The organism is Amycolatopsis sp. QT-25, from assembly GCF_029369745.1.
In the GTDB taxonomy this organism is placed as follows: domain Bacteria; phylum Actinomycetota; class Actinomycetes; order Mycobacteriales; family Pseudonocardiaceae; genus Amycolatopsis.
In genome coordinates this window covers 244,227-268,861 of sequence record NZ_CP120210.1, presented here as the reverse complement: position 1 = coordinate 268,861, position 24,635 = coordinate 244,227, and the positions used below count along the sequence as shown (strand labels likewise).

Below are 24,635 nucleotides of genomic sequence, written 5' to 3'. Positions count from 1 at the left end.
TCCCCATGAGCATCCACGACGTCCCGATCACCGGCGAACCGATCCGCCTCGGCCAGTTCCTCAAGCTGGCCAACCTGGCCGAAGACGGTTCGCACGCCAAAGACCTCCTCGACGCCGAAGAGGTCACGGTCAACGGCGAGGTGGAGGTCCGGCGCGGCCGCCAGCTGACGAACGGCGACGTCGTGGAGGTCGGCGGCGAAGGCGGCCGCGTCGTCCTGGCCTAGCGGCCCTGCAACGGCGCCAGGCGCAACGCCCTCGCGAGTTCTTCGAGCTCCCGGTGCACCGGCTCGTTCAGCGGCACGCCCAGCGCCTGGCACTGTTCGAGGTACTGCGCCTCACGCCAGCCCGGATATCGGACCGGCGTGCCGCCCTCCCAGCCGAGCAGGCTGCCGAACAACGCGCTCGCGGCCTTGTAGAACCCGTCGGCACTGCGCAGCGTCGTCGGCGCGATGGCCATCACCATGAGACCGGTGTCGTGATCGTGGTCGCCGACGCCCGAAAGCACCCCGGCGAAGATCTCCACCAGCAGGGCGAAACCGGCGACGGCGGCGCTGTCGGCGTCGGTGATGGTGTCCAAGTCGAGGACGAACTCCGGGTACGCGCCCGCGGGGGCGGCCATCCCGAGCGGGTTCGCGGCCTTCCCGAGCTCACCACCCGCCGCCATGACGAGCCCGATCATGGTGTGCGGCAACGCCCGCGCGGCATGGTGCCCGGCACGGCCGAACGGCCCGACGCCGCGGACCGACATGAGCCCGACGCCGTACCTGCCCGCCCTCGACACCGCGCGGTCCATCGCGTCGCCGACGGCCCACAGCCCCGGCGCGCGGCGATAATCGATCAGGGCGGCGGCGCCGCGGTCGGCGATCATCAGCGGTTCGGCCCTCGGCCGCACCATGCCGTCGACCAGCATGGGCAGATGCAGCCGGGTCAGTTCGGCGACACCGGACTCCGGTGTTCCGGTGAGATCGCCGTGGCACACCGCCTCGGCGGCCACCCTGGCCCGCGACCACGGCAGATCGTGGGCGGTGAAGATCTCGGTGACCAGGTCGATCAGGGCGTCGATCGGGACGCGCTGCCAGACCTGTTCCGGTATCGAGGAAGGCTTGGCCGGTTCGGGGATCGGCTCGACGGGCACGCGGCGAAGAGAGCGGGGTCTGAGTGGCACTCCGCCGAGACTGCCCAAACGCGTTTTTCGGCGTCAACGAACCGGGGCAGCTTCTAACCGACTGTGTGATCGAAGCACCCGAAAACGTCGGTGGGCGGACGTACGATCGAGGCATGTGCCGGAACATCACCACGCTTCGAGGCCTCGAGCCGGCGGCGACGCCGGACGAGATCGAGGCCGCCGCCCGCCAATACGTCCGCAAGGTGTCCGGGGTGCAGAGCCTGTCCGACGCCACCCGTGAGCCGTTCGAGGCCGCCGTCGCCGAGATCACCGCGATCACCAGGCGGCTGCTGTCCGAACTGCCCGCTCGCCGCCGGCCGCCGGCGACGGTGCCACCGCTGCGCCGTCCCGAGGTCCAGGCGCGGATCGCGGCGAAGGCCGCGAAAAGTCAGGCGTCCTGATCCGATCTCCGCCGGTTACGGTGAGCCGGTGACATATCCGCAGGATCCCTACGGGCAGCCGTACCCGCAGCCGGGTCACGGCTACGGTCCGCCGCAACCGCCGCAGGACCAGGGGCTGGCGATCGCGGCACTGGTCGTGTCGATCGCCAGCCTCGTCGCGTGCAGCGGGCTGCCCTCGATCGTCGGCGTCATCATGGGGCATATCGCGCATTCCAAGGCCAAACGCGGGGAAGCGGGCGGCCAGGGGATGGCGCTGGCGGCGATCATCATCGGCTACATCGGCGTCGCGATCATCGTGCTCCTGCTGGCGGGCTTCGTCTTCATCGGGATCCTGACCGACTGGGACTTCGACTAGGCACTCGACGGAAAGCCGTGCTTCGACTACATCCGAAGCGTCCTGCCGAAGTCCCTTCGGATATCCTCGACAGCGGTAGCGTGTCCGAGCGGCCGAAGGAACATGTCTTGAAAACATGCGAGGGCTCTGTCCTCCGTGGGTTCGAATCCCACCGCTACCGCCAGTCTTGACGACAGAGCTCCCCAGGTCCATGAATCCGACGAATCCGAGGAATCCACGGCCCTGGGGAGCTTCGCGTTTTACGCGGGCACGAGAGCCCAGACGGTCTCGTCGCTACGGCCACCCACGAAGGGCCGTTGTTCGAGGAGCGAAGCCGTGCCGTCGTTCACCTGCCGCACCGCGAGCTGGCTCGCCCGGTTCACCAGGCCGTAGCGCATGTCGGCGCTCCGCAGCAGCTTCCATTGCTGATTGGTCGCCGAACCGCAGTGCGTCTGTTCGAGGAGCGCGCCGTCCGCGGTACTGCCGGAGACCGGTCGCAGGCACAGACCGCTCCGCTCGTTGGAGATCCTCCAGTAGCCGCCGCCCACGTCGGTGAGCTTCCACTTCTGGCCGTTGTCGTTCTGCCTGGCCACGTGGGTGATCTTCGCGCCGGAAGAGGACGAGCCGCCGACCACGGCCGCGCTGTTGCCGTTGGTCGCGACGGTGAGATAGTACTTCGTGCTCGCCTTCGGGCCGGGGTCCGCGACGGGGTTCAGGGTCCACTGCTGGTTGGCCGCCCCGGTGTAGGGCTGCTGGACGAGAGACGCCGGATACGCGCCTCCCTCGGTGATCGCGTACCCCGTCAGGTAGTTGAAGATCGCCACGCGACCGTTGCCGAGCGGCTGGAACGCCCACCGCATGCCGTTCTGGCCGTTGCAGTTGTACTGGATGATGTGCGTGCCGGGCGCCGTCCCGCTCTGGGCGCTGTCGGCGCACAGCTGGCTGTTGGCGTTGACGAGTTGCAGACCGGTGTTGTAGCCCAGGACCCACTTCTGGCTCTGGGAATCCGTGCGGGCCCGGTGACTGAGTTCGACGAGGCCACCGGTCGACGAACCCACGACGTCGATGGCGTTGCCACTGGCGCCGGTGATGACGTACGTCTTACCGCCCCGTGCGTGGCCGTCGTCGTTGTCCGGGGTGTCCTTCTTGATCAGGAAGGCACTGTTGGCGACGTTCCAATGGGTGGCGAGCCAGCTGCCGGGCGTGGGATTCGTGCTGAAGTAGTCGTCGTTGCCGCAGTCCAGCAGCCGATCGAAATCGCGCTCCGTGCAGTCGAAGGACTGGGTGTCGCCGTAACACATCAGGTCCCATTCCTGGGAGCAGTGCCCGCCGCCCTGGTAGTGCGGGGCACCCGGCAGGACGGCGCCGAGCATGTGGCCGAGCTCGTGGGCCGCACCGTTGACACCCCAGCAGGGGACGGCGATCTCCGTGTAGTGCCTGCCGTTGTTGAAGGCGTTGGCGGGACCGGGTTGATCGTCGCTGTCGCCCCACGTACCGGCACAGGTGTGGGGGTTGTCGGAGAACAGCATGTAGTCGCGGTCCACGTGGTGGAAACCGGCGTTGATGGCGGCGTCGCGGATCGCCCCTGAGGTGTACGTGCCGTTGGGCACCACGAGGTTGCCGACGGCGACCTGGCAGCCGGCGCCCGCGGTCGTCACGTACCGGAGATGCCTGCTGGCGCCCGTGGCCGCGGCGCTGTCGTTGAACGAGTCGTCGATCCCGGACGCGTAGGCGCGCAGGGACGGCACGACGGTCGCGTACCGGTCGGGCTGACCGGCCTCACGGACGTAGACCAGTTCGATGCGTTTGCCGGAGACCCCGTCACCCTCGCAGACCACCGGATTGGCGGCGATCTGCGCCTGGGCGACGGAAGCGGCGAGCGGGGCCACCGGGGCCGCGCCGGGCGGCAGTGGCCGGCGGTGGTCCTTGACGGCGGGTGCCGCCGGGTTGTCGGAGGCCACGGCCCCCGCGGTCTCACCCACGAACAAGCCGCAGAGGAGACCGGCGGTCAGCAGAAGGCCGGCGGATCGCCGTTTTGCCTTGGACAAGGGCTCTTCCTTTCGCGATGGGAAAATCAGCCGCCAGCAAAAGGCTAGAGATCGGATGTCTAGACCACTAGACGCCATTGAGGGGCAGTTTTCTCTCCGATCGATCCGCCTGAGGTTGGATGACGTCGGTCGTCCCCGCTCTGTTCCCGGCCATCGGGCGGCATTACTGTTCCCGACGATGTCGAGAACTCCCACGCGGCTCCGTCCCTGGCGATGAAGGCGGCCGGACCCGGCCGCGCCACCCTCATCGAGGAGAACAGTCATGGCGAAGTACCTGCTGCTCAAGCACTACCGCGGCGCTCCGGCGGCGGTCAACGACGTGCCGATGGACCACTGGGCGCCGGACGAGATCACCGCGCACATCGAGTACATGCGGGACTTCGCGCTCCGGCTTCAGGAGACCGGCGAGTTCGTCGACGAGCTGGCCCTCGCCCCCGAAGGCACCTTCGTCCGATACGACGGCGAGGGCAAGCCGCCGGTCACCGACGGCCCCTTCGCCGAGACCAAGGACCTCATCGCCGGCTTCATGGTGATCGACGTCGACGGCTACGAGCGGGCGCTCGAACTGGCGGGCGAGCTGTCGGCCGCTCCGGGCGCGGGCGGGAAGCCGATCCACGAGTGGCTCGAACTGCGGCCGTTGTGGGGCGAACCCCTCGTCGTCACGGAGTGAACACCGAGATGGACGAGGCCCTGCTGCGCGGTCTCCTCCCGAACGTCCTCGGAATCCTCGTCCGCCGCGGAGCCGACTTCGCGGCGGCCGAGGACGCCGTGCAGGAAGCGCTGATCGAGGCCGTCCGCGGCCGGCCCGGCGACCTGCCGAAGGATCCGAAGGGCTGGCTCGTCACCGTCGCCTGGCGCAAATTCCTCGACATGGCCCGCTCGGACGCCGCCCGCCGGCGTCGCGAGGACCTCGTCGAAGAGGAACCGGAGCCGGGGCCCGCTCCCGCGGTGGACGACACGCTGCAGCTGTACTTCCTGTGCGCCCACCCGTCGCTGACGCCTTCGTCGGCGGTCGCGCTCACCCTGCGCGCCGTCGGCGGGCTGACCACCCGGCAGATCGCCCAGGCGTACCTGGTGCCCGAGGCGACCATGGCGCAGCGCATCAGCCGGGCCAAACGCACCGTCGCCGCGGTGCGGTTCGACCAGGCGGGTGACGTCGCCACCGTGCTGCGTGTGCTCTACCTGGTGTTCAACGAGGGCTACTCCGGCGACGTCGACCTCGCCGCCGAGGCCATCCGGCTCACCCGGCGGCTCTCGGTCTCGATCGACCATCCCGAGGTGCGGGGGCTGCTCGCCCTCATGCTGCTCCACCACGCCCGGCGCGCCGCCAGGACGACTCCCGGCGGCGACTTGGTGCCGCTCGCCGAACAGGACCGGGGTGCCTGGGACACGCGCCTGATCGCCGAGGGCGTGGCAATCCTGCAAGCGGCGCTGGCACGCGACCGGCTGGGCGAGTTCCAGGCGCAGGCCGCCATCGCGGCGCTCCACGCCGACGCGCCCACCGCCGAGGAGACCGACTGGGTGCAGATCGTCGAGTGGTACGACGAACTCGTGCTGTCGACCGGCAACCCGGTCGTCCGGCTCAACCGCGCGGTGGCCGTCGGCGAGGCGGACGGACCGCGCGCGGGCCTGGCGGCGCTGGCGGAACTGGACGACACCTTGCCGAGGTACACGGCGGTGGCGGCGTACCTCCACGAGCGCGACGGCGATCTGGCGACGGCGGCACGGCTGTACGGCGAGGCCGCCGGAAAGGCGGCCAACCTGGCCGAGCACGCCCACCTGACGCGGCAAGCGGCACGGCTCAACGCCCTCAAGGAGTGACCGGGGGCAGCCTCGGCAGACCGTCGATCTCCGACAGGTGCTTCAGCACCCGGCCGAAGGCCCGTCCCAGCACCTGTTGCTCTTCGGGGCTCAGCAGGTCGATCAAGTGCTCACGGACGCCCTCGACGTGCGTCGGCGCGGCACCGTCCAGCAGCTCCGCGCCGCGTCCGGTCATCTCCGCGACGACGCCGCGTTTGTCCGCCGGGTCACGGGTGCGGCGGATGAGCCCCTCGGCCTCCAGCCGGACCATCTGGTGCGAAAGCCTGCTCTTGGTCGAGCCGAGCATGCTCGCCAGCTCCGTCATCCGCATCCGGTTGTCGGACTGGAGCGAAAGGCAGACCAGGACCTCGTAGTCGGCGAGCGTGACGTCGTGCCGCTCGGAGAGTTCGCGATGCAGGCGTTGCCGCAGCCGCATGGTGGCGACGATGTACGAGCGCCAAGCCGCCATCTCCGGCTCGGACAGCCAGCGCACTTCCTTCTGCTCCACCGCCATCCCCGCAGCGTAGAGCGTTGATCGCACGGGGCGCATACCCGCCGGTCACTTTTCGGTGGTGAAAACCGGGCGGGACATTCGCCCGAAGGAGGGTTACGAAAAGGTTGAGACTCGGCGCGAAAAGGCGCATTCTTCTTGTCAGCGGATGGTCGGGCAAGTAACGGGCGATCTCCACGGACGGTCGCCGGACTCGCTCCCAGCCGGGAAGGGTCAGGTGGTGGTATGGCGGGTGATTCTCGCGGTTGACCGCCCGCTGTGTCCCCGCGACCGGAACGGAACGAACCGGGTCGGTCGCGACTGTGAACAGCGACGAGCGCGGGCATCTCGGCTGCGCACGACATTTCTGGCGCATGCGGCGTCACTCCGGCCTGTTTCGGGTTCGCGGCCTCTTCGACCGCCTCGGCAGTGCCCGGCGTCGGCCTGGTGATCGCGGTCGACCGGCGATCGATACAAGACAACCTCGGTAGTTCTGGGTGCGGCCGCGCTGCGTGGCCGCACCCAGGCATGTCCGGCCCATTCCGGTTACGCTTCCCCCGTGCGATTCGACGAAGGCGCGGGCCTGGACACCTCCGAAGTCGAGGACCTGCGCGGCGGTGGCGGTGGCGGCGGTATCGGCGGCCGGGTGGCACTCGGCGGCGGCGGGCTCGGCGTGGTCGGCCTCGTCATCTACTTCCTCATGGCCCAGTTCGGCGGCGTCAGCCTGAATCCGCCCACGGGCGGGCTCGGCGGCTTGGGCGACGTGGGTTCCGGGCAGCAGACGGACAACACGTCGCTTTCGCAGGAGTGCAAGACCGGCGCGGACGCGAATCGGAACCACGACTGCGCGGTCGTCGCCACGATCAACTCGATCCAGGACTACTGGGGACAGGAGTTCCAGCGGTCCGGCTCGACGTACCGCAAGGCCGTCACCAAGTTCTTCAACGGCGGCGTGAACACGGCCTGCGGCAGCGCGACTTCGGACGTCGGGCCGTTCTACTGCCCCGGTGACTCCATGGTCTACATCGATCTCGCCTTCTTCAACGAACTCCGCACCCGGTTCGGCGCGCAGGGCGGGCCGTTCGCGGAGGCGTACGTCCTGGCCCACGAATACGGCCATCACGTGCAGAACCTCACCGGAGTGTCCAAGAAGGGCACCGGGAGCGGGCCGACGTCGGGTTCGGTGCGGCTCGAACTCCAGGCCGACTGCTACGCCGGCGTCTGGGCGAACCACGCCACGACCACGCCGACCGAGACGGGACGGCCGCTGATCAGCGAGGTCACCCAGGAGGACATCAACTCCGCGCTGGACACCGCTTCGCGGATCGGCGACGACTACATCCAGTCGAAACTCGGCGGCGGCCGGGTCGACGAGTCGCAGTTCAGCCACGGCACTTCGGCGCAGCGGAAGAAGTGGTTCACCACCGGCTTCGAGACCGGCCAGCCGGCGCGGTGCGACACCTTCGCGACCAACAGCCTGGGCTGAGTTCCTGGGCCGCGCGTCACCCCAAAGACGCAATGAAGGGGCCTTTCATCGCAAATTTTGCGATGAAAGGCCCCTTCATTGCACTTGAGAGAGCGACTACGCGGCGACGTGGTGGTCGTCAGCGTGGACGGAAGCCGTCATGCTCCGCTGCTGAGACCGCTCGGCCGCGCGAAGGGCCTTCGCCTTCGTGGCCGAGGCACCCGAAACACCGTTGATGTTCGCGGTGCTGGTCGCGTACACGCCCAGCGCCCAGGCGACGGCGTCCGAGTTGCGCTCGAGCGCGACGCGGTCGACGTTGCCGAGGTTGTCGCAGGCCTGGTGGTAGCACTTGTCGTAGGCGACGTTGGCGCTACCGCCCCACTTCGCGGCCTGTGCGGCGGTCTTCACGCCTTCGGCGCCGGTGAACAGGCCACCGGCCGGGATGCCGACCGCGATGAACTGGCCGTAGTCGGAGCGACCGGTGAAGTCCGTACCCTCGACCGGGACACCCTTGCCCTGCTGGAGGTAGTCCACGAGGGTCTTCTCGAGCTGCGCGGAACCGTACGGGCCCGCGCCCGCGCCGTCACCGTCGGAGTTGTCACCGTCGTAGGCGAAGTACGCCGCGTTCGGCGAGCCGATCATGTCGTAGTTGTAGTACAGCGCGATGTTGAGCTGCTCTTCGAAGCTCAGCGAGTTGACGTAGTGGGTCGAGCCGACCAGGCCGAACTCCTCGGCGCTCCACCAGCCGAAGCGGACGGCGTTGTTGGCCTTGGGCTTGCTGCCCAGCTGCAACGCGGTCTCCAGCAGCGCGGCGGAACCGGTGCCGTTGTCGTTGATGCCGGGGCCCTCGGTGACGCTGTCGAGGTGGGCGCCGAGCATCACGACGTTGTCCTTGCGACCGGTCTTGGTCTCGGCGACGACGTTGTAGCTGGTCCGCTCTTCCAGGAAGGCGCGCAGGTCGAGGGTGACCGGGGAGCCTGCCTTGGTGGCGAGTGCCTGGCCGTCGGCCTGGCTGATGCCGCCGGTCGGGATCTTGCCCGCGGCCGGGTCGCCCAGGGTGCCGTTGACCGGGCCCGGGACGTTGTTGTAGACGATCGCGCCGACGGCGCCCGCCTCGGCGGCGGTCGCCTGCTTCTGCGCGAAGGAACAGCCACCGCGTTGGATCAGCGCGATCTTGCCGGCGACCCCACCGGCGTAGTCCGTGGCCTCGCAGCCGCTGGTGTCGTCGACCGGGACCACGGCGAGCGGGGCGGTGATTCCGCCCGCGGGCGTCGACGGGCTGTAGGACATGATGATGATCGGGACGTCGGCGCCCGCGACCGTCAGCTCTTCCGCGACGGTTTCCGCGTAGGTGAACGGGAATTCCTGCCGCGTGACCGCGAAGCCCGCCTGCTCCAGCTTCGTGGCGACGTACTCCGCGGACTTCTTGTGCCCTTCGGTGCTGGCGGCGCGGCGGCCGCCGTTCGCGTCCGAGATCCGCTGCAGCGCGATCAGGTGCCGGTTGACGTTGCCGACGTCGACCTTCTTGACGAGCTGCTTGGCCAGCGCGGGACCGTCGGGCCCGGTCGTGGCCGTCGCAGCGGGAGCCATTCCGACCGTGAGCGCGGCGGTGGCCATCACCACGATCGAGGGAAAAATGCTTCTTCGCGAATATGACATGAGCGTCACCCTTATGTGGTTCGCGCCACAGGTCAACCGACGTTCGGCGGACTTTACGACACCGGGATAAGGTCGGGAGTATGTACGCGATCACCATCCGTGAGCCCGGCGATCCCGATGTTCTCGAATGGACAGAGATGCCCGATCCGGCAGCGGGTTCGGGCGAAGTCGTCATCGAGGTCGCCGCGAGCGCGGTCAATCGCGCTGACCTGCTGCAACGCCAGGGCCACTACCCTCCGCCGCCGGGGGCGAGCGAAATTCTCGGACTCGAATGTTCGGGTACGATCGCCGAAATCGGCGAAGGCGTCGAGGGCTGGCGAATCGGCGACGAAGTTTGTGCTTTGCTCGCCGGTGGCGGCTATGGGGAAAAGGTCGCCGTCCCGGCCGGACAACTGCTTCCGCTGCCCGCCGAAGTGGAATTGATCGCCGCCGCCGGACTGCCCGAAGTCGCGTGCACGGTATGGGCGAACGTGGTGATGCACGCCAAGCTGTCCGAAGGCGACGTCCTGCTCGTCCACGGCGGGGCGGGCGGCATCGGCACGCACGCGATCCAGGTCGCCAAGGCACTCGGCGCGACGGTCGCGGTGACGGCGGGTTCGGAAGACCGGCTGGAGAGCTGCCGCCAGCTCGGCGCCGACCTCGCGATCAACTACAAGGAAAAGGATTTCGTCGAGATCCTGCGCGCCGAGACCGGCGGCGCGGACGTCATCCTCGACAACATGGGCGCCAAGTACCTCGACCGCAACATCGACGCGCTGAAAGCGGACGGCAGGCTGGTGGTCATCGGCATGCAGGGCGGCGTCAAGGGCGAACTGAACATCGGCAAGCTGCTGGGCAAACGCGTGAGCGTGTACGCCGCCGGGCTGCGGTCGCGGCCGCTGGAGCAGAAGGCCGCGATCGTCGCCGACGTCCGCGAGCGGCTGTGGCCGTTGGTGGAGCAGGGTTCGGTGAAGCCGATCGTCGGCCAGGTCCTCCCGATGGCCGAAGCCGCGTCCGCGCACCGCGCGCTGGAGGAGGGCACGGTTTTCGGCAAGGTGCTGCTCGCCGCGAAATCCTGACGAGTCAGGCGCAGCCTGTCCGTCGGTGGCGGTGGGGCGGGGTCCGGGTCAGCGGATCTCCTCCAGCACCCGCACGAGCTGATTGACCTCGAAGACGTTCGAGTAGTGCGCGAGGCCGATACGGACGGCGCCGCCGACTTCGGCGGCGCCGAGCGATCCGAAGACACCGCTCGTGCCGTCGTCGGCGAAGGCGCAAAGCCCTTGGGACGCCAGGTATTCGGCGACCTCGGGCGCTTTCTTGCCCGCGACGGCGAACGCGAGCGCGGGGATCCGGCGCATGGCGTCGCCGATGACCATGACATGCCGCAGCGACCGCAGTTCGGTGGACAGCTGCGCCAGAAGTCCCGCGTGGTACGACTTCGCCGAGCCCAGCGACGTCACCAGCTTCTCGCGCCGCGAGCCCATCGCCGCGTCGTCCAGCCCGGCCAGATAGTCGATCGACGCGATCAACCCGGCCAGCAACGGATACGCGTGCGGCCCCAGTTCCATCCGGGCCGGACCGCGTGCGGCCGGGTCGAGCGAGACCGACGGCAGGCGTTCGAGCAGTTCGGGGTCGCGGAAGACCAGCGCCCCCACCGACGGCCCGCCCCAGGCCTGCGCCGAGACCACCATCACGTCGGCGCCGAGCGCGTTGAGGTCCAGCGGCACGAACGGCGCCGCGTACGTCGCGTCGACGACGACCAGCGCGCCGACGCGTTTGGCGAACTCGATCACCGTGGGGACGTCGGGGCGGGTGCCGACCGAACCGGACGCCAGCGTGACCGCGACGACCTTGGTGCGCGCGGAAACGAGGTTCTCGTACTGCCACGCGGGCAGCTCGCAGGTCTCGATGTCGATCTCGCCCCAGCGCACGACCGCGCCGACGCGTTTCGCCGCGCGGCGCCACGGCGCCAGGTTGGCCTCTTCGTCGAGCCGGGACACGACGACCTCGTCGCCGATCGTCCAGCGATCGGCCATCGCGTCGACGAGACGGCGGAGGAGGTCGGGCGCGTTGGGCCCGAGCACGACTCCGGCCGGGTCGGCGCCGACCAGATCGGCGACCGCCCGGCGAGCGGCCGAGACGATGCTTTCCGCGCGCTGGGAGGCCGGAAACGCTCCGCCCGGCCCGGACACCGGAGCACGCATGGCCGTGGATACGGCCGAAGCGACCTGTTCGGGCACGAGCATTCCGGCGGCGCCGTCGAAGTGAATCCAGCCGTCACCCAGCGCGGGAAACAACCCACGGATACGAGCGACGTCGAACGCCATGGGGACACCGTACGGACGTGCGGTTCGGCGCTCTACCCGGGGTTGGCTGCCCGGACACGGGGTGCGACGATTCCCGCTACGCTCGGAGACGGCGCTGAAAACCACACTGCGCTTCGCGCCCGACGTAGGCCAGGATGGAGCACATGACCGACCCAGTTTCCCGCGAATCGAACACCCCCGGTGACGGCGGCGGAGACTCCTCGCCCCACGTGGTGGTCGTCGGGCCCGACGGCACTCCGGTCGGCACCGCGCGCGTCGCCTCTCCAGGCTCCGGTGAAGAGGGGGCCCAGGAGGAATCGCTCGGCGACCTCGTCGAAGAGCCCGCCAAGGTGATGCGCATCGGCACGATGATCAAGCAGCTGCTGGAGGAGGTTCGCGCCGCACCACTGGACGACGCGAGCCGCACGCGCGTGCGCGAGATCCACCAGACCTCGATCCGCGAGCTGGAGCAGGCGCTGGCGCCGGAGCTGCAGGACGAGCTGGAGCGCCTGGTGCGGCCGTTCACCGAGAACTCGACGCCGTCCGATGCCGAGCTCCGGATCGCGCAGGCCCAGCTGGTCGGCTGGCTGGAAGGGCTCTTCAGCGGCATCCAGACCGCGCTGTTCGCGCAGCAGATGGCCGCGCGGGTGCAGCTGGAGCAGATGCGGCGCGGGCTCCCGGCCGGTCCTTCCGCGGGCGGTGCCCTGGGCGGGCACGGGGCGGGCGGCGACGCGCACGGGCCCGGTCAGTACCTCTGACGTGCTATGAAAGGTCCTTTCCTTGCAAATTTTGCAAGGAAAGGACCTTTCATAGCAGCCGGTGGGGGGTCAGCGCAGCAGGCGGAAGAACGTCCGCAGGTCCTCGATGAGCAGGTCCGGCACCTCCAGCCCCGGGAAGTGACCTCCGCGGTCCGGGGTGGACCAGTGCACGATGTCGTCGGTGCGCTCGGCGAGCCGCCGGATCGGCAGGCCGGTGTCCTTCGGGAACACAGCCACCCCGGTGGGCACTGTGGACTTCGCCGGTCCCTCGCCCCAAGCCGGGCCCGGCGCGGCGTAGATCCGCGAAGACGAGTTCGCGGTCCCGGTGAGCCAGTAGAGCATCACGTTGGTGAGCAGGTCGTCGCGATCGATGGCGTCTTCCGGGACGTCACGGGAGTCCGAATAGGACTTGAACTTCTCCACCAGCCACCCGAGCTGCCCGGCCGGTGAGTCGGTGAGCCCGTAGGCAAGCGTTTGCGGTTTGGTCGCCTGGATCATCGCGTATCCCAGCTCGCCGGTCTGGAACTCCCGCCCGCGCGCCAGCGCCGCCTCGCCCCGCGCGAGTTCTTCCCCGGTGAGGCCCGCGAGATCGGCCTCGGATTCCGGCACCGCGTGCGGCAGCATCGTCAGATGCGCGCCGATCACCCGCTCGGGGCACCGGACGCCCACTTCGCGCGACACGATCGCGCCCCAGTCGCCGCCGTGCAGCCCGAACCGCTCGTACCCGAGGCGCGACATCAGCTCTCCCCAGGCATCGGCGATCCGGCTGGTGCCCCAGTTCGCGTCGGTCGTCGGCCCGGAGAAGCCGAACCCCGGCAGCGACGGAACGACGACGTGGAACGCGTCCCCGGGATCGCCGCCGTACGCGCGGGGGTCGGACAGCGGGCCGATGACGTCGAGGAACTCCACAATGGACCCCGGCCAGCCGTGCGTGAGCACCAGCGGGATCGCGTCCGGCTCCGGTGACCGCGCGTGCAGGAAGTGCACGTTCGCGCCGTCGATGTTCATCAGGAAACCGGGGAACCCGTTGAGGCGTTCCTCGTGGGCGCGCCAGTCGTAGCGGAGCCGCCAGTACTCGGTGAGTTCCTGGAGGTACCCGAGCGGTGTCCCGAGACCCCAGCCGACGCCGTCGATCTCATCCGGCCAACGCGTGTTCGCGAGGCGGGCGGCGAGGTCGTCGAGGTCACGCTGGGGAACGTCGATCGTGAACGGTGAGAGGGTCATGCGAACGACGGTAGGAAGGATCGAGGACGGTTACCGTCCTCATCCGCCCGGCAGTTGCCTCCGCAGGCGATCGAGCCAGCGGTCGATGGTGTCCTCGTACCGGCCGGGGTCGTTCCGGCGCTGTGCCTCGTCGACGGACGCCGCCACCGCCGCCCGGATCGGCGCCGCGTGTTCGGGCAGCGCGAGGACCTCCTGGTAGTAGCCGTCGCGCATCTGGACGTCCGCCACCAGCTGGTAGTCCCTCGCCGCGTCGGGGACGACGAGACCGTACGCCCAGCCGGGCGTCTGTCCCGGACCGCGGGCGGTGACCACGACGACCGTCGGGCGGACGGCCTTGACGACGTCCGTCGGCGAGGCGCCGTGGGCGATGGCCTCGTCGTTCAGTCCGATGTAGTCGATCGACTTCCAGCCGCTGTAGTACGGGATCGCCCCCGCGTCGGAGACCGCGAGACTGCGCGCCGCCTCGGGCACCTGGGCGTTCGCCAGGCCCTTCCCGATGGCGACGTGGGCGCGTTGCAGATCGGGACCGTAGTTGGCGAGCACCGGCAGATCCGCCGATTCCGCGCCGGTGACGGCGACCCAGCCGACCGCGACCGCGCCGGTCAGGGCGGCGATCCACCGGCGGCCGAGGTGCGCCATGGCCAGCCCCGCGCCGAGACACAGCACCGGGAACGCGTGGAAGGCGAACCGGTGCAGGTAGTCCATGGTCGGTCCGGACACCGCGTAGGTCATCCCGGTCAGGAGGACGACCGAGCACAGCACCAGGCCCGCGCCCCGGCTCGCCTTCCGGAACAGCAGGAAGGCGGTCAGCACGAGCAGCGGGGCGACCAGCCAGGCCGTCGTCTCCAGCCACACCGAACCGGAGTCGAGGTTGCCGAACTTGACGTAGAAGGTGTTCGGGAACAGATGCCCGAAGTAGCTCCACCGCCAGCCGAAGTACGCGCCGCCGGCGACGGCCACTGCGGCCACCAGCGCCCACGTCCGGCCGCTCCGGCGGCCGAGCCAGCACCAGACGAGGAAGGCCGGGACGGTCGCGAGCACGCCCTCCGGCCGGATCATGCCGGCGAGGAGCAGCAGCACCGGTGGCTCCCACCCCCGCACGGGGCGGCCTTGGACCAGATCCACCCCGACGATCGCGGCACGCAGCACGACGGCGGCGAACGCGATGGTCTCCAGGCCGGCGGTGACGTGGAAGTAGGACGGCACGAACAGCACCAGCGCGCCACCCGCCACGAGCGCGCCGAGCAGGCCCGCGCCGCGGTGCCCGGCACGGACCAGCAGCACGAGGATGCCGATCCCCAGGACGAGCGACGTCACCTTCGCGACGGTCTCCAGCGGCACTCCGATGAGCGCGAAGGGAACGTGCCAGAGCATCCAGAGGAAGTTCGTGAAGCCCTCGATCGGGTCTTCGCCGACGTTCCACACCGGACCGTGGCCGTCGGCCATGTTCGCCGAGTACCGGAAGGTGATGAAGGCGTCGTCGATGGTGAGGAACCACGCCGCCCAGCACCCGACGAGGAAAAGCGCTCCGAATCCGAGCAGGACGGCGAGGAGTCCTCGCCGCGGCTTCGGTTCCGGGACGGCGTCGGCCTCGGTTCGCTCCGCCGTGGTCGTCATCCCGTCACCCTCGTCTTCTCCAGCCGGTCCAGCACCCGGTCCACTCCTCGCCCGTCCACCAGAGCCATCGAAGTCCCGGAAAGACCGTTACGCGCCGCCGGATCCGACAACAGGCTCCCGAGCGTCCCGGTGGCCTGGCCGTCGAGCGCGTCCGCGCTGCCCAGCCCGGCCGCCAGCCCGAGGCCGAGTGCCGCTCGGTAGCCCGCGTCCTGGTTCGGGACCAGGCGGACGACCGCGGTGGGCACACCGAGACAGCACAGTTCGAGGAGGGTCACCCCGGCCGCGCTGATCGCCAGATCCGTTTCCACCAGCAGGTCGAGCAGCCCTGGCCCGGGCGGTGCGACCCGGAACTCCTGACCTGGCATCGGTTCGGGCACGACCGGTTCACCGCGGACGAGCACGTCGGCTTCGAAAGGCAACCGAGTGTCACGAAGGGCGCGCAAGAGCGCGCTGACCGTTTCGGCCCACTCCGCGCCGCCTCCCAGCACGACGGTGATCCGCGGTCGGTCACCATCCGTGCTCTGCCCGGAGCGCTTTTCCCTCGCCCGCACGACGGCTTCCCTCAGCGGCGCGTAGCGCACACCCCGCAGCAACTCCGCCGAGCCGTCCTCGGGGCGGGGCCCCGGCTCGAAGGCGCAATCGACGACCAGGTCCGCCGCGCGCCTGCCGAACACGTCGTCCTCGATGGACACCAGCAGCGCGCCCGCGGCGTTGACCTCTTCGCGCACTTCGCCGAGGCCGTAGTGGTCGACGACCACCGCGTCGAACCCCTCGAAGGGCACGGACGGCACCACCGGGACCGACAGCTCTTCGAACCGGGCGGCGAGCCATTCGGCGTTGTCCACCCGGCCCGAGAACACGACCTCCCAGCCGCGCGCGACGGCGCGTTCGGCGTAGGCGACCATGCGCGAGACGTGGCCGGCACCGATCGTCGGCGAGGCGTCGGCCCGGAGCAGCAGCCGGGTCACCGGGCGACCTTCTTCTGCTCGACATGCGCGTTGAGCTTCGCCAGTTCCGGTCGTGCGCGCAGCACGGAGACCACCTCACGCCAGTCGCCGACGCGGTCGCCCAGTTCGGCCACGATCCCTTCGAGGACAGCCCAGTCCTCGGGGGTGTCCAAGGTCACGCGCAGGTCGTCGGCGGGCGGGCTGACGACGATCCCGGCGCAGGAATACCGCTCCGGGTTCGCGTAGATGCCCGACGTCACATGCTCGCGATCGGCGCCGCGAGCGGTTTCGACCTGGTCGACGAGCACCCCGGTGCGCACGAGTTCGGCGTCGAAGCCACGCGGCAGGGTGCGCACCAGCACGGTGCTCAGGTAGTCCAGCGATGGCTGAGCGCGCCACTGCGCCACGAGCTGCCCGATGAGCCCGGGATCCAGCAGCGGGCAGTCGGCGGTGAGCCGGACCACGGCGTCGGCGGGGTACGACTCGACAGCGACCGCGAAGCGCGCGAGGACGTCGTCGAGCGGTCCCCTGGTGACCAGGGCACCGTGCCGGGCGGCCTCTTCGGCCACCGCGTCGTCGTCGGCCTCCGTCGAGGTCGCGACCACGACGTCGTCGATCCCCGGCGAAGCCGCCGCCGCGCGGATGACCCAGCCGAGCACACTCCGGCCCGCCATCCGGCGAAGGACTTTGCCAGGAAGCCGGGTGGACGACGCGCGTGCCTGGATGACGGCGTTGACCACGTGGGCCCCGGGGGCTGGATCCATGGGTGACATGATGTCGTGCGGCAGTAGCACCGAACCGCGGAGGTCGACGATGTCCGAGCTGGATGGCTCCAGCATCCTGCTCACCGGCGGGACCGGTTCGTTCGGCAAGGCGTTCCTCACCTACGCCCTGGCCGAGCTGAACCCGCGACGGCTGGTCGTGCTCTCCCGCGACGAGCTCAAGCAGTACGAAGCCCGGCAGCAGTTCGACAACGACCCGCGGCTGCGCTGGTTCATCGGCGACATCCGGGACCGCCGCCGCCTCGAGCGCGCGATGCACGGCGTCGACTACGTGGTGCACGCCGCGGCGCTCAAGCAGGTCGACACGGGCGAGTACAACCCGTTCGAATTCGTGCAGACCAACGTCGTCGGCTCGCAGAACGTCATCGAGGCCGCGATCGACACGGGCGTCAAGAAGGTCGTCGCGCTGTCGACGGACAAGGCGTCCAGCCCGATCAACCTCTACGGCGCCACGAAGCTGTGCGCCGACCGGATGTTCATCAGCGCGAACCACTACGCCGCGACGCATCCGACCAGGTTCTCCGTGGTCCGCTACGGCAACGTGATGGGCTCGCGCGGCAGCGTGATCCCGTTCTTCCGCGCGCTCGCGGCCAAGGGCGAGTCGCTGCCGATCACGCACAAGGAGATGACCCGCTTCTGGATCACGCTGCCGCAGGCCGTGCAGTTCGTGATCGACTCGTTCGACCAGATGAACGGCGGCGAACTGTACGTGCCGCGCATCCCGAGCATGCGGCTGGTCGATCTCGCGCAGGCGATCGCACCCGGTTCGCCGATGCACGAGGTCGGCATCCGGCCCGGCGAGAAGCTGCACGAGGAGATGATCGCCCCCGACGACGCACGCCGGACCGTGCGGCTGAGCGACCGGTACGTCGTCCAGCCGCACATCGCGGGCTGGGGCTACGAGCCGCCGACCGGCGGCGAGGCCGTGCCGGAGAACTTCGCCTACCGCTCGGACACCAACGACCTGTGGCTGGACGCGGACGAGCTGCGCGACCTGGTCGAGCAGTATGGGTGACTTCCTGCCCTACGGCCGTCAGTCCATTTCGGACGAAGACATCGCCGCCGTCACCGAGGTGCTGCGCGGTGACTGGCTGACCACCGGCCCCGCCGTCACGCGCTTCGAAGCCGACCTCGCCGAGCACACCGGCGGCACGCCCGCGGTAGCCGTCACCTCGGGTACGGCGGCGCTGCACGTCGCGTACGCGGCGGCCGGGATCGGCACTGGTGACGAGGTCGTCACGTCACCGATGACCTTCGTGGCCACCGCCGCGACGGCGGTGCTGCTCGGCGGCAAGGTCGTGTTCGCCGACGTCGAGGCGGACACCGGCAACCTCGACCCGGCGGCGGCTTCGGCGGCCTTCACCTCACGGACCAAGGTCGTCGCGGCCGTGGACTACGCCGGCCACCCGGCGGAACTGGACGAACTCGGCCGCATCGCCCGCGAAAACGGCGCGCTGCTGCTGGAGGACGCCGCGCATTCCGTCGGCGGAAGCTTCCACGGCAGGCCGGTCGGCTCGCTCGCCGATCTCACGACGTTCTCCTTCTTCCCCACCAAGAACCTCACCACGGCCGAAGGCGGCGCGGTCGTCGCCGCTTCGGACGAGCTGGTGGCGCGGGCCCGCGGTTTCCGCAATCACGGGCTGGTGCGCGACAAGGCGGCGCAGCGCTATCCGGAAGAGGGCGCGTGGCATCAGGAGGTGCACGGGTTCGGCCTCAACTACCGGTTGCCGGATGTGTTGTGCGCCTTGGGAAGCAGCCAGCTGCGCAGGCTCGCCGAGTTCAAGAGGCGGCGCGCGGAGATCCATGCGCGCTACACCGCCGCACTGTCCTCTTTGGATGGAGTGCTGACGCCGGCCGTGCGCGGAGGCGCGGACCCGGTGTGGCACCTGTACCCGCTGCGAGTCCTCGAAGGACGCCGCCGTGCACTCTTCGATCACCTGCGCGCCAAGGGAATCGGCGTACAGGTCAACTACGTTCCCGTGTACTGGCATCCGGTGTTCGAGGACCTCGGTTACCGGCGCGGGATGTGCCCGAACGCGGAGCTGTACTACCGCCAGGAGCTTTCGCTGCCGCTGTTCCCCGCGCTGACCGACGCCGACGTGGACCGCGTCATCGACGAGGTCCACGCCTTCTTCGGCTAGATCAGGCCCCAGGTGAGCGCGGTGCCCTTCGGGACGTCGGAGGCGAAGGTGCGGCCGAGCACGTTCACGATCTCGGCGGGCGCCAGCCCACCGGCGGGCCGGATCGAGCGGACGTTCTCCCGCGTCACCGTGTCCCCGGCACGCACGTCCTCGACGACGTACAGAGAACGCCGCAACCGCAAGCCTTCCTTCTCGCTCTCGCGCGGCCCGATCACGGCCGCGCCCAGCGCTTCCCAGGCCCGGTGCGACTCGGTGACCAGCGCGGCCAGTTCCGCGGGCTCCAGCGAGAACTCCGAGTCGACACCGCCGTCGCTCCTGGCCAGGGTCACGTGCTTCTCGATGGCGACGGCGCCGAGCGCGACGGCCGCCAGCGGGGCGCCGATGCCGGGCGTGTGGTCGGACAGGCCGACGAGCGTCCCGGTCACGCCCGCCAGTACCGGCAGGCCACGCAGGTTGCTCTCGCTGGGCGACGCCGGGTAGCTGGCGGTGCAGCCGAGCACGATCAGCCGGTCGTTGCCTGCCTCACGCGCTGTCCGGACCGCCGCGTCGATCTCGGCGACGTTGGCCATCCCGGTCGAGATGATCAGCGGTTTGCCGGTCTTCGCGCACAGTTCGATCAGCGGCAGGTCGACGATCTCCGACGACGCGATCTTGTACGCGGGCGCGTCCAGTGACTCCAGCAGGTCGACGGCGGTGGGGTCGAACGGGCTGGAGAAGATCTCGAGACCGCGGGCACGGGCGCGCTCGAACAACGGCTCATGCCACTCCCACGGCGTGTGGGCGCGCTCGTAGAGCTTGTAGAGGTTCTCGCCGCCCCACAGCGAATGCGAGTCGCTGACGCGGAAAGCGGGGGCGTCGACGTCGATGGTGATCGTGTCCGGCCGGTAGGTCTGGAGTTTGACCGCCTGCGCGCCGGTCGCGGCGATCGCGTCGACGATTTCGAGCGCCCGCTCCAGCTCACCGTTGTGGTTGCCGGACATTTCGGCGATGACGAACGGCGGATGCCCGGCCCCGATGCGGTGCGCGCCGATCCGGACTTCCTGTGCTGACATGGACGAAACGCCTCCCTGACGACGGTCTGGTCAGGACACAGTCTTACGCAGCTTCCGGAAGCCGTCGACGGCAGGCGTGGTCTCGGCGTACCCCGCCCGGGCGAAGAGCGCGGCCGACGCCGCGTTGTCCCGGTGCACCGCGGCCACGATGACCCGCACGGGCCGGCTCGCGGTCACGGCCCGTTCGCCTTCCGCCAGCACCGCGCCCGACAGGCCGCGGCCCCGGCTTTCCGGCGCGAGGGTGATGCTGACCTCCCAGACACCGTCGTCTTCGCGGTCGAACCGGACGGTGCCGACCGGGTTCCCGCCGGATTCGACGACGTACAGCTCCCTGTCCGGTGACGCCAGCACGCCGCGCAACCAGGCGGAATGCTCGTCGAGCGTGATCACGCCGGTCGACCGGGACGCCTGACGGGTGCGAGGGTCGTTCCGCCAGGCGAGCAGCAGCCCCGCGTCGGCTTCCGTCGCCTTTCGGGCGGACACTGGATTACTGCGTCTGCTCGAGGGTGTCGCGGTGGCGGTCTTCGATGCGGCGCAGCCGGTCCTCGTACCGGGCGATCCCGGCGAGCCGGACCCGGACCTGGGCGTGCTGGCGCTGAATCTCCTGGATCAGGCTGCGCGCCTCGGCCAGCTCGGGCCTGTCGGCGTGCAACGGCAGCGACAGCGACTCGCGCAGATCCTCCAGCTGGGCCTCCTGGGCCGCGACGCTCGGGATGAGGCGGTCGAGCTCGGCGCGGGTCCAGCGCAGGTCACCACGCGCGTGCTCGAGGCCGCCTTCGGCGCCGTCGAGCCGACGCCGGTGATCCGCGGTGGCGTGTTCGAGGTCGTTGACGCGCCCGTTGAGGTCGCGGAGCCGCTCGTCGATCCGGAAGTCGATGAGCCGGGCGATCCGGCCGATCACGCCGCTGCGGAGTTTCTGCAGTGCCATGGGGTGGTTCCTTCTCGAAAGTGGGCTGGCTGGGAGTTCAGCGCAGGAGTTCGGTTTCGCCGGTCTTCGTCCAGGAGTCCAGCAGCCTGCCCTCGGCGGCGATCCGGTGCTCGGGGCCGACGATGCAGGAGTCGCCCGCGGCGTGCTCCCAGTGTGTCTGGTCGGGGTCGTCGATGAACGAGAACCCCGACAGGACCAGATTGGCGTGCGGGAACGACGTCCGCGCGATCCAGGCGGCCAGCGTCCCGGTGGTCGACCACAGGCCCTGTTCGCGGCTCGGCAGGCCGAGCGCGTCCGAAAGCGGCAGGACGACCTCGCGGTTCGGCACCGGCACGTGACCGAGGTCCGCGGGCCACCAGCCGGGGATGGCTTCGGGCTCCCAGTGCATCCGGCCCGGCTCGACCAGCAGGTAGAGCCGCTTGCGGTAGTCACGGAAGACGTGCTTGGTGGCGCGGACGGCGCGGTTGAACACGACGACGTGCACCCGGCTGCCGACGGTCTCGGGGCCGCCCGGCTCGTCCACGACGAAGCCGTTGACACGGATCACGAGGTCACAGGCGTCGATCGCCTTCGCGCGCCGGGCGTCCGGCGGCAGCGGCTGGTTCCCGACCACGGCCACCGAACGAGGCTCCGGCCGGTCGGCGTACGCGGCGAGCAGATCGACCATCAGGCGCGCCTCGCCGAGTGCAGCAGTCATGAGGGCAGAAAGTACCAGCACACCTACCGCGCCCCGCTCGGAAGCCGACGGTGGCGTTCCGTGGTCGGGCGGGGCGGCCCAGGCGGCACCGGCCCCATCGGTACCCTCGTTCCCGTGCACGCCACCAGCACGGTTCACGCGCCCGACGGTGCTGCGCCGACCTCGGTTCCGCCGATTTCGGACAGCAAGACCTTTTCGCGCGCGTTCGCCGACATCAAGACCGGTTTCGCCGCCAAAGAGCTGTGGGGACACCTCGGCTGGCAGGACATCAAGCAGCGCTATCGCCGCTCGGTGATCGGCCCGTTCTGGATCACCATCAGCCAGGGGGTCATCGCGCTGGGCCTCGGACTGCTGTATTCGCAGTTGTTCAACATGCCGACGGCGACGTTCCTGCCCTACATCAGTACGGGCTTCATCATCTGGGGCTTCATCAGCGGCTGCTTGTCCGAGGGCATGGAGACCTTCATCTCCAACGAGGGGCTGATCAAACAGCTCCCGGCACCGCTTTCGGTGTACGTCCTGCGGACGGTCTGGCGCCAGACACTGATGCTGACGCACAACCTGATCGTCTATGTGATCGTCATCGCGGTCTTCTTCACCTCGCTCAACCACCAGTACACGCTGAACAGCGGTGTCTGCGAACCGAACTTCTCCGGGATCTGCCACCCCGGCATCGGCTGGTACTCCCTCAGCGCGATTCCCGGCTTCTTCATGCTCGCCCTGAACGCCGGCTGGGTCACCTTGCTGCTGGGGATCATCTCGACGCGCTACCGGGACATCCCGCAGGTGGTCAACTCACTGATCCAACTGCTCTTCTACATGACGCCGATCGTCTGGCCGATCGACCAGCTGATGGCCGGCGGCTTCAAGGCCGCCAACTCGGGCCTTCTGCCCTATGTCTATGCCAATCCCCTGTTCCACTTCATCCAGATCGTGCGGGCACCCCTGATCGGGCAGGCCGTCAGTATCTGGAGTTGGGTGGTCGTCGGTGGCATCACCGTCGTCGGCTGGGCTCTCGCGCTGGTCGCGATGCGTAATTACCGTTCCCGCGTCTCTTATTGGGTGTGACAGATGGTCAGCATTGATGTGCACAACGCCTACGTCGACTTCCCGATCTTCGACGCGAAAACCCGCTCACTGAAGAAGCGGGTGCTGGGCAAGGTCGGCGGCAAGATCGGCACGGAGAGCAAGGTGCCGATCATCGAAGCCCTTCACGACGTGACGCTCTCGCTGAAACAAGGCGACCGCGTCGGCCTGGTCGGCCACAACGGTGCCGGGAAGTCGACCCTGCTGCGGCTGCTGTCCGGGATCTACGAGCCCACCCGCGGTTCGGCGAAGATCTCCGGCAAGATCGCGCCGGTCTTCGACCTCGGCATCGGCATGGACCCGGAGATCTCCGGGCTGGAGAACATCATCGTCCGCGGCCTGTTCCTCGGGATGACCGCGAAGCAGATGGAACAGCGTGTCGACGACATCGCGGAGTTCACCGAACTCGGCGACTACCTCCAGATGCCGCTGCGGACCTACTCGACCGGTATGCGGGTGCGCCTGGCGCTGGGCGTGGTCACCTCGATCGACCCGGAGATCCTGATCCTCGACGAGGGCATCGGCGCGGTCGACGCGGCGTTCCTCAACAAGGCGAGGGACCGGCTCAAGGATCTCGTGAAGCGGTCGGGCATCCTGGTGTTCGCCAGTCACTCGGACGAGTTCCTCTTCGAGCTCTGCGACTCCGCCATCTGGATGGACGAGGGGCACGTCAAGCAGCGCGGTTCGCTGCGCGAGGTGCTCACCGGCTACAAGGGCCGCGACCCGTTCGAGAACATGAGCAAGGAGACACTGGAGCGGTTCGGTGTCGAGCCCGACCCGGAGCCCGTGTCACTGACGAACGGTGGCCAAGGATGACCAGCGAGAGCCGGCAGTTGCCCGAAGGCGCCGTCGTCGGCGTCGTCGTCACGCGCCATCGGCGGGAACTGCTCGCGGACTCGCTCAAGGTGATCGCCGCGCAGACGCGGCCGGTCGACCACCTCGTCGTGGTCGACAACGGGCCGGACAAGTCGGCGCGGGACGTCGTCGAGGACTTCCCGCTTCCGGTCACGTACCTGCCTTCGCACCGCAATCTCGGTGGCGCGGGCGGGTTCGCGCTCGGCATGCTGCACGCGCTCTCCCTCGGCGCGGACTGGATCTGGCTCGCCGACGACGACGGCCGTCCCGCCGACGAGAACGTGCTCGCGATCCTGCTGGAAGAGGCCGAAAAGCGGGAGCTGGCCGAGATCTCCCCGGTGGTGACCAACATTGACGCGCCGGACAAGCTCGCCTTCCCGTTGCGGCGCGGGCTGACCTGGAAGCGTTCGTCGTCGGAATTGGGCACGGACTTCCTGCCCGGCATCGCCTCGCTGATGAACGGCGCGTTGTTCCGCGCGTCCACTTTGGACGTCGTCGGGGTGCCCGATCTGCGGCTGTTCTTCCGCGGCGACGAGGTCGAACTGCACCGGCGTCTGGTGCGTTCGGGGCTGCCGTTCGGCACTTCGCTCAAGACCGCGTACCTGCATCCGGACGGCTCGGACGAGTTCAAGCCGATGCTGGGCGGCCGGTTCCACGCGCAGGACCCGGAGAACGAGGTCAAGCGCTACTACACCTACCGCAACCGCGGGTACCTGCTGTCGCAGCCGGGTATGCGCAAGATCGGCGCGCTCGAAGTGGTGCGGTTCGGGCTGTACTTCGTCGGGGTGAAGCGGGACCCGAAGGCGTTCCTGCAGTGGCTCAAGCTGGTGCGCCAGGGCCGCAAGGAGAAGTTCTACCGCTACTGAGGTGGTCCCCCGCGTGAGATGAAAGGTCCCTTCAT

26 protein-coding genes and 1 tRNA gene are annotated in these 24,635 nt (G+C 69.2%); 14 read left to right on the top strand and 13 right to left on the bottom strand.

Annotated elements, in window-relative coordinates; all coding sequences use genetic code 11:
• Positions 1 to 5 precede the first annotated feature (5 nt).
• Entirely contained in the window at positions 6 to 224 is a 219-nt protein-coding gene (locus P3102_RS01290; RefSeq protein WP_005149665.1) for an RNA-binding S4 domain-containing protein, read from the top strand.
• Here P3102_RS01290 and P3102_RS01285 read toward each other — a convergent pair.
• Entirely contained in the window at positions 221 to 1,183 is a 963-nt protein-coding gene (locus P3102_RS01285; RefSeq protein ID WP_276365838.1) for an Ldh family oxidoreductase, read from the bottom strand. The two genes, P3102_RS01290 and P3102_RS01285, sit on opposite strands and share 4 nt — an antisense overlap.
• Positions 1,184 to 1,278: 95 nt before the next feature.
• On the opposite strand from P3102_RS01285, the gene P3102_RS01280 reads away from it, so the two are divergent.
• The 3 genes from P3102_RS01280 to P3102_RS01270 all read left to right on the top strand — a co-directional run bounded on the left by P3102_RS01280 (position 1,279) and on the right by P3102_RS01270 (position 2,084).
• Positions 1,279 to 1,566 carry a DUF2277 domain-containing protein gene (locus P3102_RS01280; protein ID WP_276365836.1) on the top strand — a complete coding sequence of 96 codons (288 nt, stop codon included), beginning with the start codon at positions 1,279 to 1,281 and terminating at the stop codon, positions 1,564 to 1,566.
• A gap of 28 nt (positions 1,567 to 1,594) precedes the next feature.
• The gene (locus P3102_RS01275; RefSeq protein ID WP_276365834.1) at positions 1,595 to 1,921 is read left to right on the top strand and encodes a DUF4190 domain-containing protein; all 327 of its coding nucleotides are present in this window, start codon (positions 1,595 to 1,597) and stop codon (positions 1,919 to 1,921) included.
• Positions 1,922 to 1,995: 74 nt separating this feature from the next.
• Positions 1,996 to 2,084 (top strand) — tRNA-Ser (locus P3102_RS01270).
• A gap of 76 nt (positions 2,085 to 2,160) precedes the next feature.
• On the opposite strand, the gene P3102_RS01265 is transcribed toward P3102_RS01270, so the two are convergent.
• Positions 2,161 to 3,948, bottom strand: a complete 1,788-nt coding sequence (locus P3102_RS01265) for an RICIN domain-containing protein (protein ID WP_276365833.1) — start codon at positions 3,946 to 3,948, stop codon at positions 2,161 to 2,163.
• Between the two features lie 262 nt (positions 3,949 to 4,210).
• On the opposite strand from P3102_RS01265, the gene P3102_RS01260 reads away from it, so the two are divergent.
• Both P3102_RS01260 and P3102_RS01255 read left to right on the top strand, forming a co-directional pair.
• The gene (locus tag P3102_RS01260) at positions 4,211 to 4,618 is read left to right on the top strand and encodes a YciI family protein (RefSeq protein ID WP_276365831.1); all 408 of its coding nucleotides are present in this window, start codon (positions 4,211 to 4,213) and stop codon (positions 4,616 to 4,618) included.
• Positions 4,619 to 4,626: 8 nt separating this feature from the next.
• Positions 4,627 to 5,769, top strand: coding sequence for a DUF6596 domain-containing protein (locus P3102_RS01255; protein ID WP_276371577.1), 1,143 nt, complete (start codon positions 4,627 to 4,629; stop codon positions 5,767 to 5,769).
• On the opposite strand, the gene P3102_RS01250 is transcribed toward P3102_RS01255, so the two are convergent.
• The gene (locus P3102_RS01250; protein WP_276365830.1) at positions 5,759 to 6,262 is read right to left on the bottom strand and encodes a MarR family transcriptional regulator; all 504 of its coding nucleotides are present in this window, start codon (positions 6,260 to 6,262) and stop codon (positions 5,759 to 5,761) included. The genes P3102_RS01255 and P3102_RS01250 overlap by 11 nt on opposite strands.
• Before the next feature lie 535 nt (positions 6,263 to 6,797).
• Between P3102_RS01250 and P3102_RS01245 the strand changes: the two genes are divergently transcribed.
• On the top strand, positions 6,798 to 7,724 hold the full coding sequence (locus tag P3102_RS01245) for a neutral zinc metallopeptidase (protein WP_276365828.1): 927 nt from the start codon (positions 6,798 to 6,800) through the stop codon (positions 7,722 to 7,724).
• A gap of 96 nt (positions 7,725 to 7,820) precedes the next feature.
• Here P3102_RS01245 and P3102_RS01240 read toward each other — a convergent pair whose 3' ends face one another.
• A complete protein-coding gene (locus P3102_RS01240) occupies positions 7,821 to 9,362 on the bottom strand; it encodes a M28 family metallopeptidase (protein WP_276365827.1) in 1,542 nt (513 codons plus the stop codon).
• An 80-nt stretch (positions 9,363 to 9,442) separates the two neighbouring features.
• Between P3102_RS01240 and P3102_RS01235 the strand changes: the two genes are divergently transcribed.
• Complete coding sequence (locus tag P3102_RS01235; RefSeq protein ID WP_276365825.1) at positions 9,443 to 10,420, top strand: NAD(P)H-quinone oxidoreductase; 978 nt, start codon at positions 9,443 to 9,445, stop codon at positions 10,418 to 10,420.
• Positions 10,421 to 10,468: 48 nt separating this feature from the next.
• On the opposite strand, the gene P3102_RS01230 is transcribed toward P3102_RS01235, so the two are convergent.
• Positions 10,469 to 11,668: a cysteine desulfurase-like protein gene (locus P3102_RS01230; RefSeq protein ID WP_276365823.1), complete on the bottom strand. Its 1,200-nt coding sequence runs from the start codon at positions 11,666 to 11,668 to the stop codon at positions 10,469 to 10,471.
• A gap of 134 nt (positions 11,669 to 11,802) precedes the next feature.
• Here P3102_RS01230 and P3102_RS01225 point away from each other — a divergent pair, with 134 nt between their 5' ends.
• Positions 11,803 to 12,405, top strand: a complete 603-nt coding sequence (locus P3102_RS01225; protein ID WP_276365822.1) for a bacterial proteasome activator family protein — start codon at positions 11,803 to 11,805, stop codon at positions 12,403 to 12,405.
• Positions 12,406 to 12,474: 69 nt separating this feature from the next.
• Here the strand turns inward: P3102_RS01225 and P3102_RS01220 are convergent, their stop codons facing one another.
• Genes P3102_RS01220 through P3102_RS01205 form a run of 4 tightly spaced genes read right to left on the bottom strand, consistent with a single transcriptional unit; the run spans position 12,475 to position 16,957 of the window.
• A complete protein-coding gene (locus P3102_RS01220) occupies positions 12,475 to 13,629 on the bottom strand; it encodes an epoxide hydrolase family protein (protein WP_276365820.1) in 1,155 nt (384 codons plus the stop codon).
• A 39-nt stretch (positions 13,630 to 13,668) separates the two neighbouring features.
• On the bottom strand, positions 13,669 to 15,246 hold the full coding sequence (locus P3102_RS01215; protein ID WP_276365819.1) for a hypothetical protein: 1,578 nt from the start codon (positions 15,244 to 15,246) through the stop codon (positions 13,669 to 13,671).
• The gene (locus tag P3102_RS01210; protein WP_276365818.1) at positions 15,243 to 16,214 is read right to left on the bottom strand and encodes a spore coat protein; all 972 of its coding nucleotides are present in this window, start codon (positions 16,212 to 16,214) and stop codon (positions 15,243 to 15,245) included. The genes P3102_RS01215 and P3102_RS01210 overlap by 4 nt, the downstream gene beginning before the upstream one ends.
• Positions 16,211 to 16,957: a glycosyltransferase family protein gene (locus P3102_RS01205; protein ID WP_276365817.1), complete on the bottom strand. Its 747-nt coding sequence runs from the start codon at positions 16,955 to 16,957 to the stop codon at positions 16,211 to 16,213. Before P3102_RS01205 ends, P3102_RS01210 begins: the two co-directional genes overlap by 4 nt.
• 49 nt (positions 16,958 to 17,006) lie before the next feature.
• On the opposite strand from P3102_RS01205, the gene pseB reads away from it, so the two are divergent.
• Together pseB and P3102_RS01195 are read left to right on the top strand one after the other, a co-directional pair.
• On the top strand, positions 17,007 to 17,990 hold the full coding sequence (pseB, locus tag P3102_RS01200; protein ID WP_276365815.1) for a UDP-N-acetylglucosamine 4,6-dehydratase (inverting): 984 nt from the start codon (positions 17,007 to 17,009) through the stop codon (positions 17,988 to 17,990).
• Positions 17,983 to 19,116, top strand: a complete 1,134-nt coding sequence (locus P3102_RS01195; RefSeq protein ID WP_276365814.1) for an aminotransferase class I/II-fold pyridoxal phosphate-dependent enzyme — start codon at positions 17,983 to 17,985, stop codon at positions 19,114 to 19,116. The genes pseB and P3102_RS01195 overlap by 8 nt, the downstream gene beginning before the upstream one ends.
• Here the strand turns inward: P3102_RS01195 and pseI are convergent.
• Genes pseI through P3102_RS01175 form a run of 4 tightly spaced genes read right to left on the bottom strand, consistent with a single transcriptional unit; the run spans position 19,113 to position 21,763 of the window.
• Positions 19,113 to 20,168: a pseudaminic acid synthase gene (gene pseI, locus P3102_RS01190; RefSeq protein ID WP_276365812.1), complete on the bottom strand. Its 1,056-nt coding sequence runs from the start codon at positions 20,166 to 20,168 to the stop codon at positions 19,113 to 19,115. The two genes, P3102_RS01195 and pseI, sit on opposite strands and share 4 nt — an antisense overlap.
• 30 nt (positions 20,169 to 20,198) lie before the next feature.
• The gene (locus P3102_RS01185; RefSeq protein ID WP_276365811.1) at positions 20,199 to 20,651 is read right to left on the bottom strand and encodes a GNAT family N-acetyltransferase; all 453 of its coding nucleotides are present in this window, start codon (positions 20,649 to 20,651) and stop codon (positions 20,199 to 20,201) included.
• A gap of 4 nt (positions 20,652 to 20,655) precedes the next feature.
• Complete coding sequence (locus P3102_RS01180; protein ID WP_276365809.1) at positions 20,656 to 21,096, bottom strand: hypothetical protein; 441 nt, start codon at positions 21,094 to 21,096, stop codon at positions 20,656 to 20,658.
• 37 nt (positions 21,097 to 21,133) lie between these two features.
• Positions 21,134 to 21,763 (bottom strand): hypothetical protein, encoded by a 630-nt coding sequence (locus tag P3102_RS01175; protein WP_276371575.1) that lies wholly within the window; start codon positions 21,761 to 21,763, stop codon positions 21,134 to 21,136.
• Between the two features lie 144 nt (positions 21,764 to 21,907).
• Between P3102_RS01175 and P3102_RS01170 the strand changes: the two genes are divergently transcribed.
• The 3 genes from P3102_RS01170 to P3102_RS01160 are packed head-to-tail and all read left to right on the top strand — an operon-like array spanning position 21,908 to position 24,600.
• Entirely contained in the window at positions 21,908 to 22,861 is a 954-nt protein-coding gene (locus P3102_RS01170; RefSeq protein WP_276365808.1) for an ABC transporter permease, read from the top strand.
• Positions 22,862 to 22,864: 3 nt separating this feature from the next.
• The gene (locus P3102_RS01165; RefSeq protein ID WP_276365806.1) at positions 22,865 to 23,695 is read left to right on the top strand and encodes an ABC transporter ATP-binding protein; all 831 of its coding nucleotides are present in this window, start codon (positions 22,865 to 22,867) and stop codon (positions 23,693 to 23,695) included.
• Positions 23,692 to 24,600, top strand: a complete 909-nt coding sequence (locus P3102_RS01160) for a glycosyltransferase family 2 protein (RefSeq protein ID WP_276365805.1) — start codon at positions 23,692 to 23,694, stop codon at positions 24,598 to 24,600. Before P3102_RS01165 ends, P3102_RS01160 begins: the two co-directional genes overlap by 4 nt.
• Positions 24,601 to 24,635: the final 35 nt, after the last annotated feature.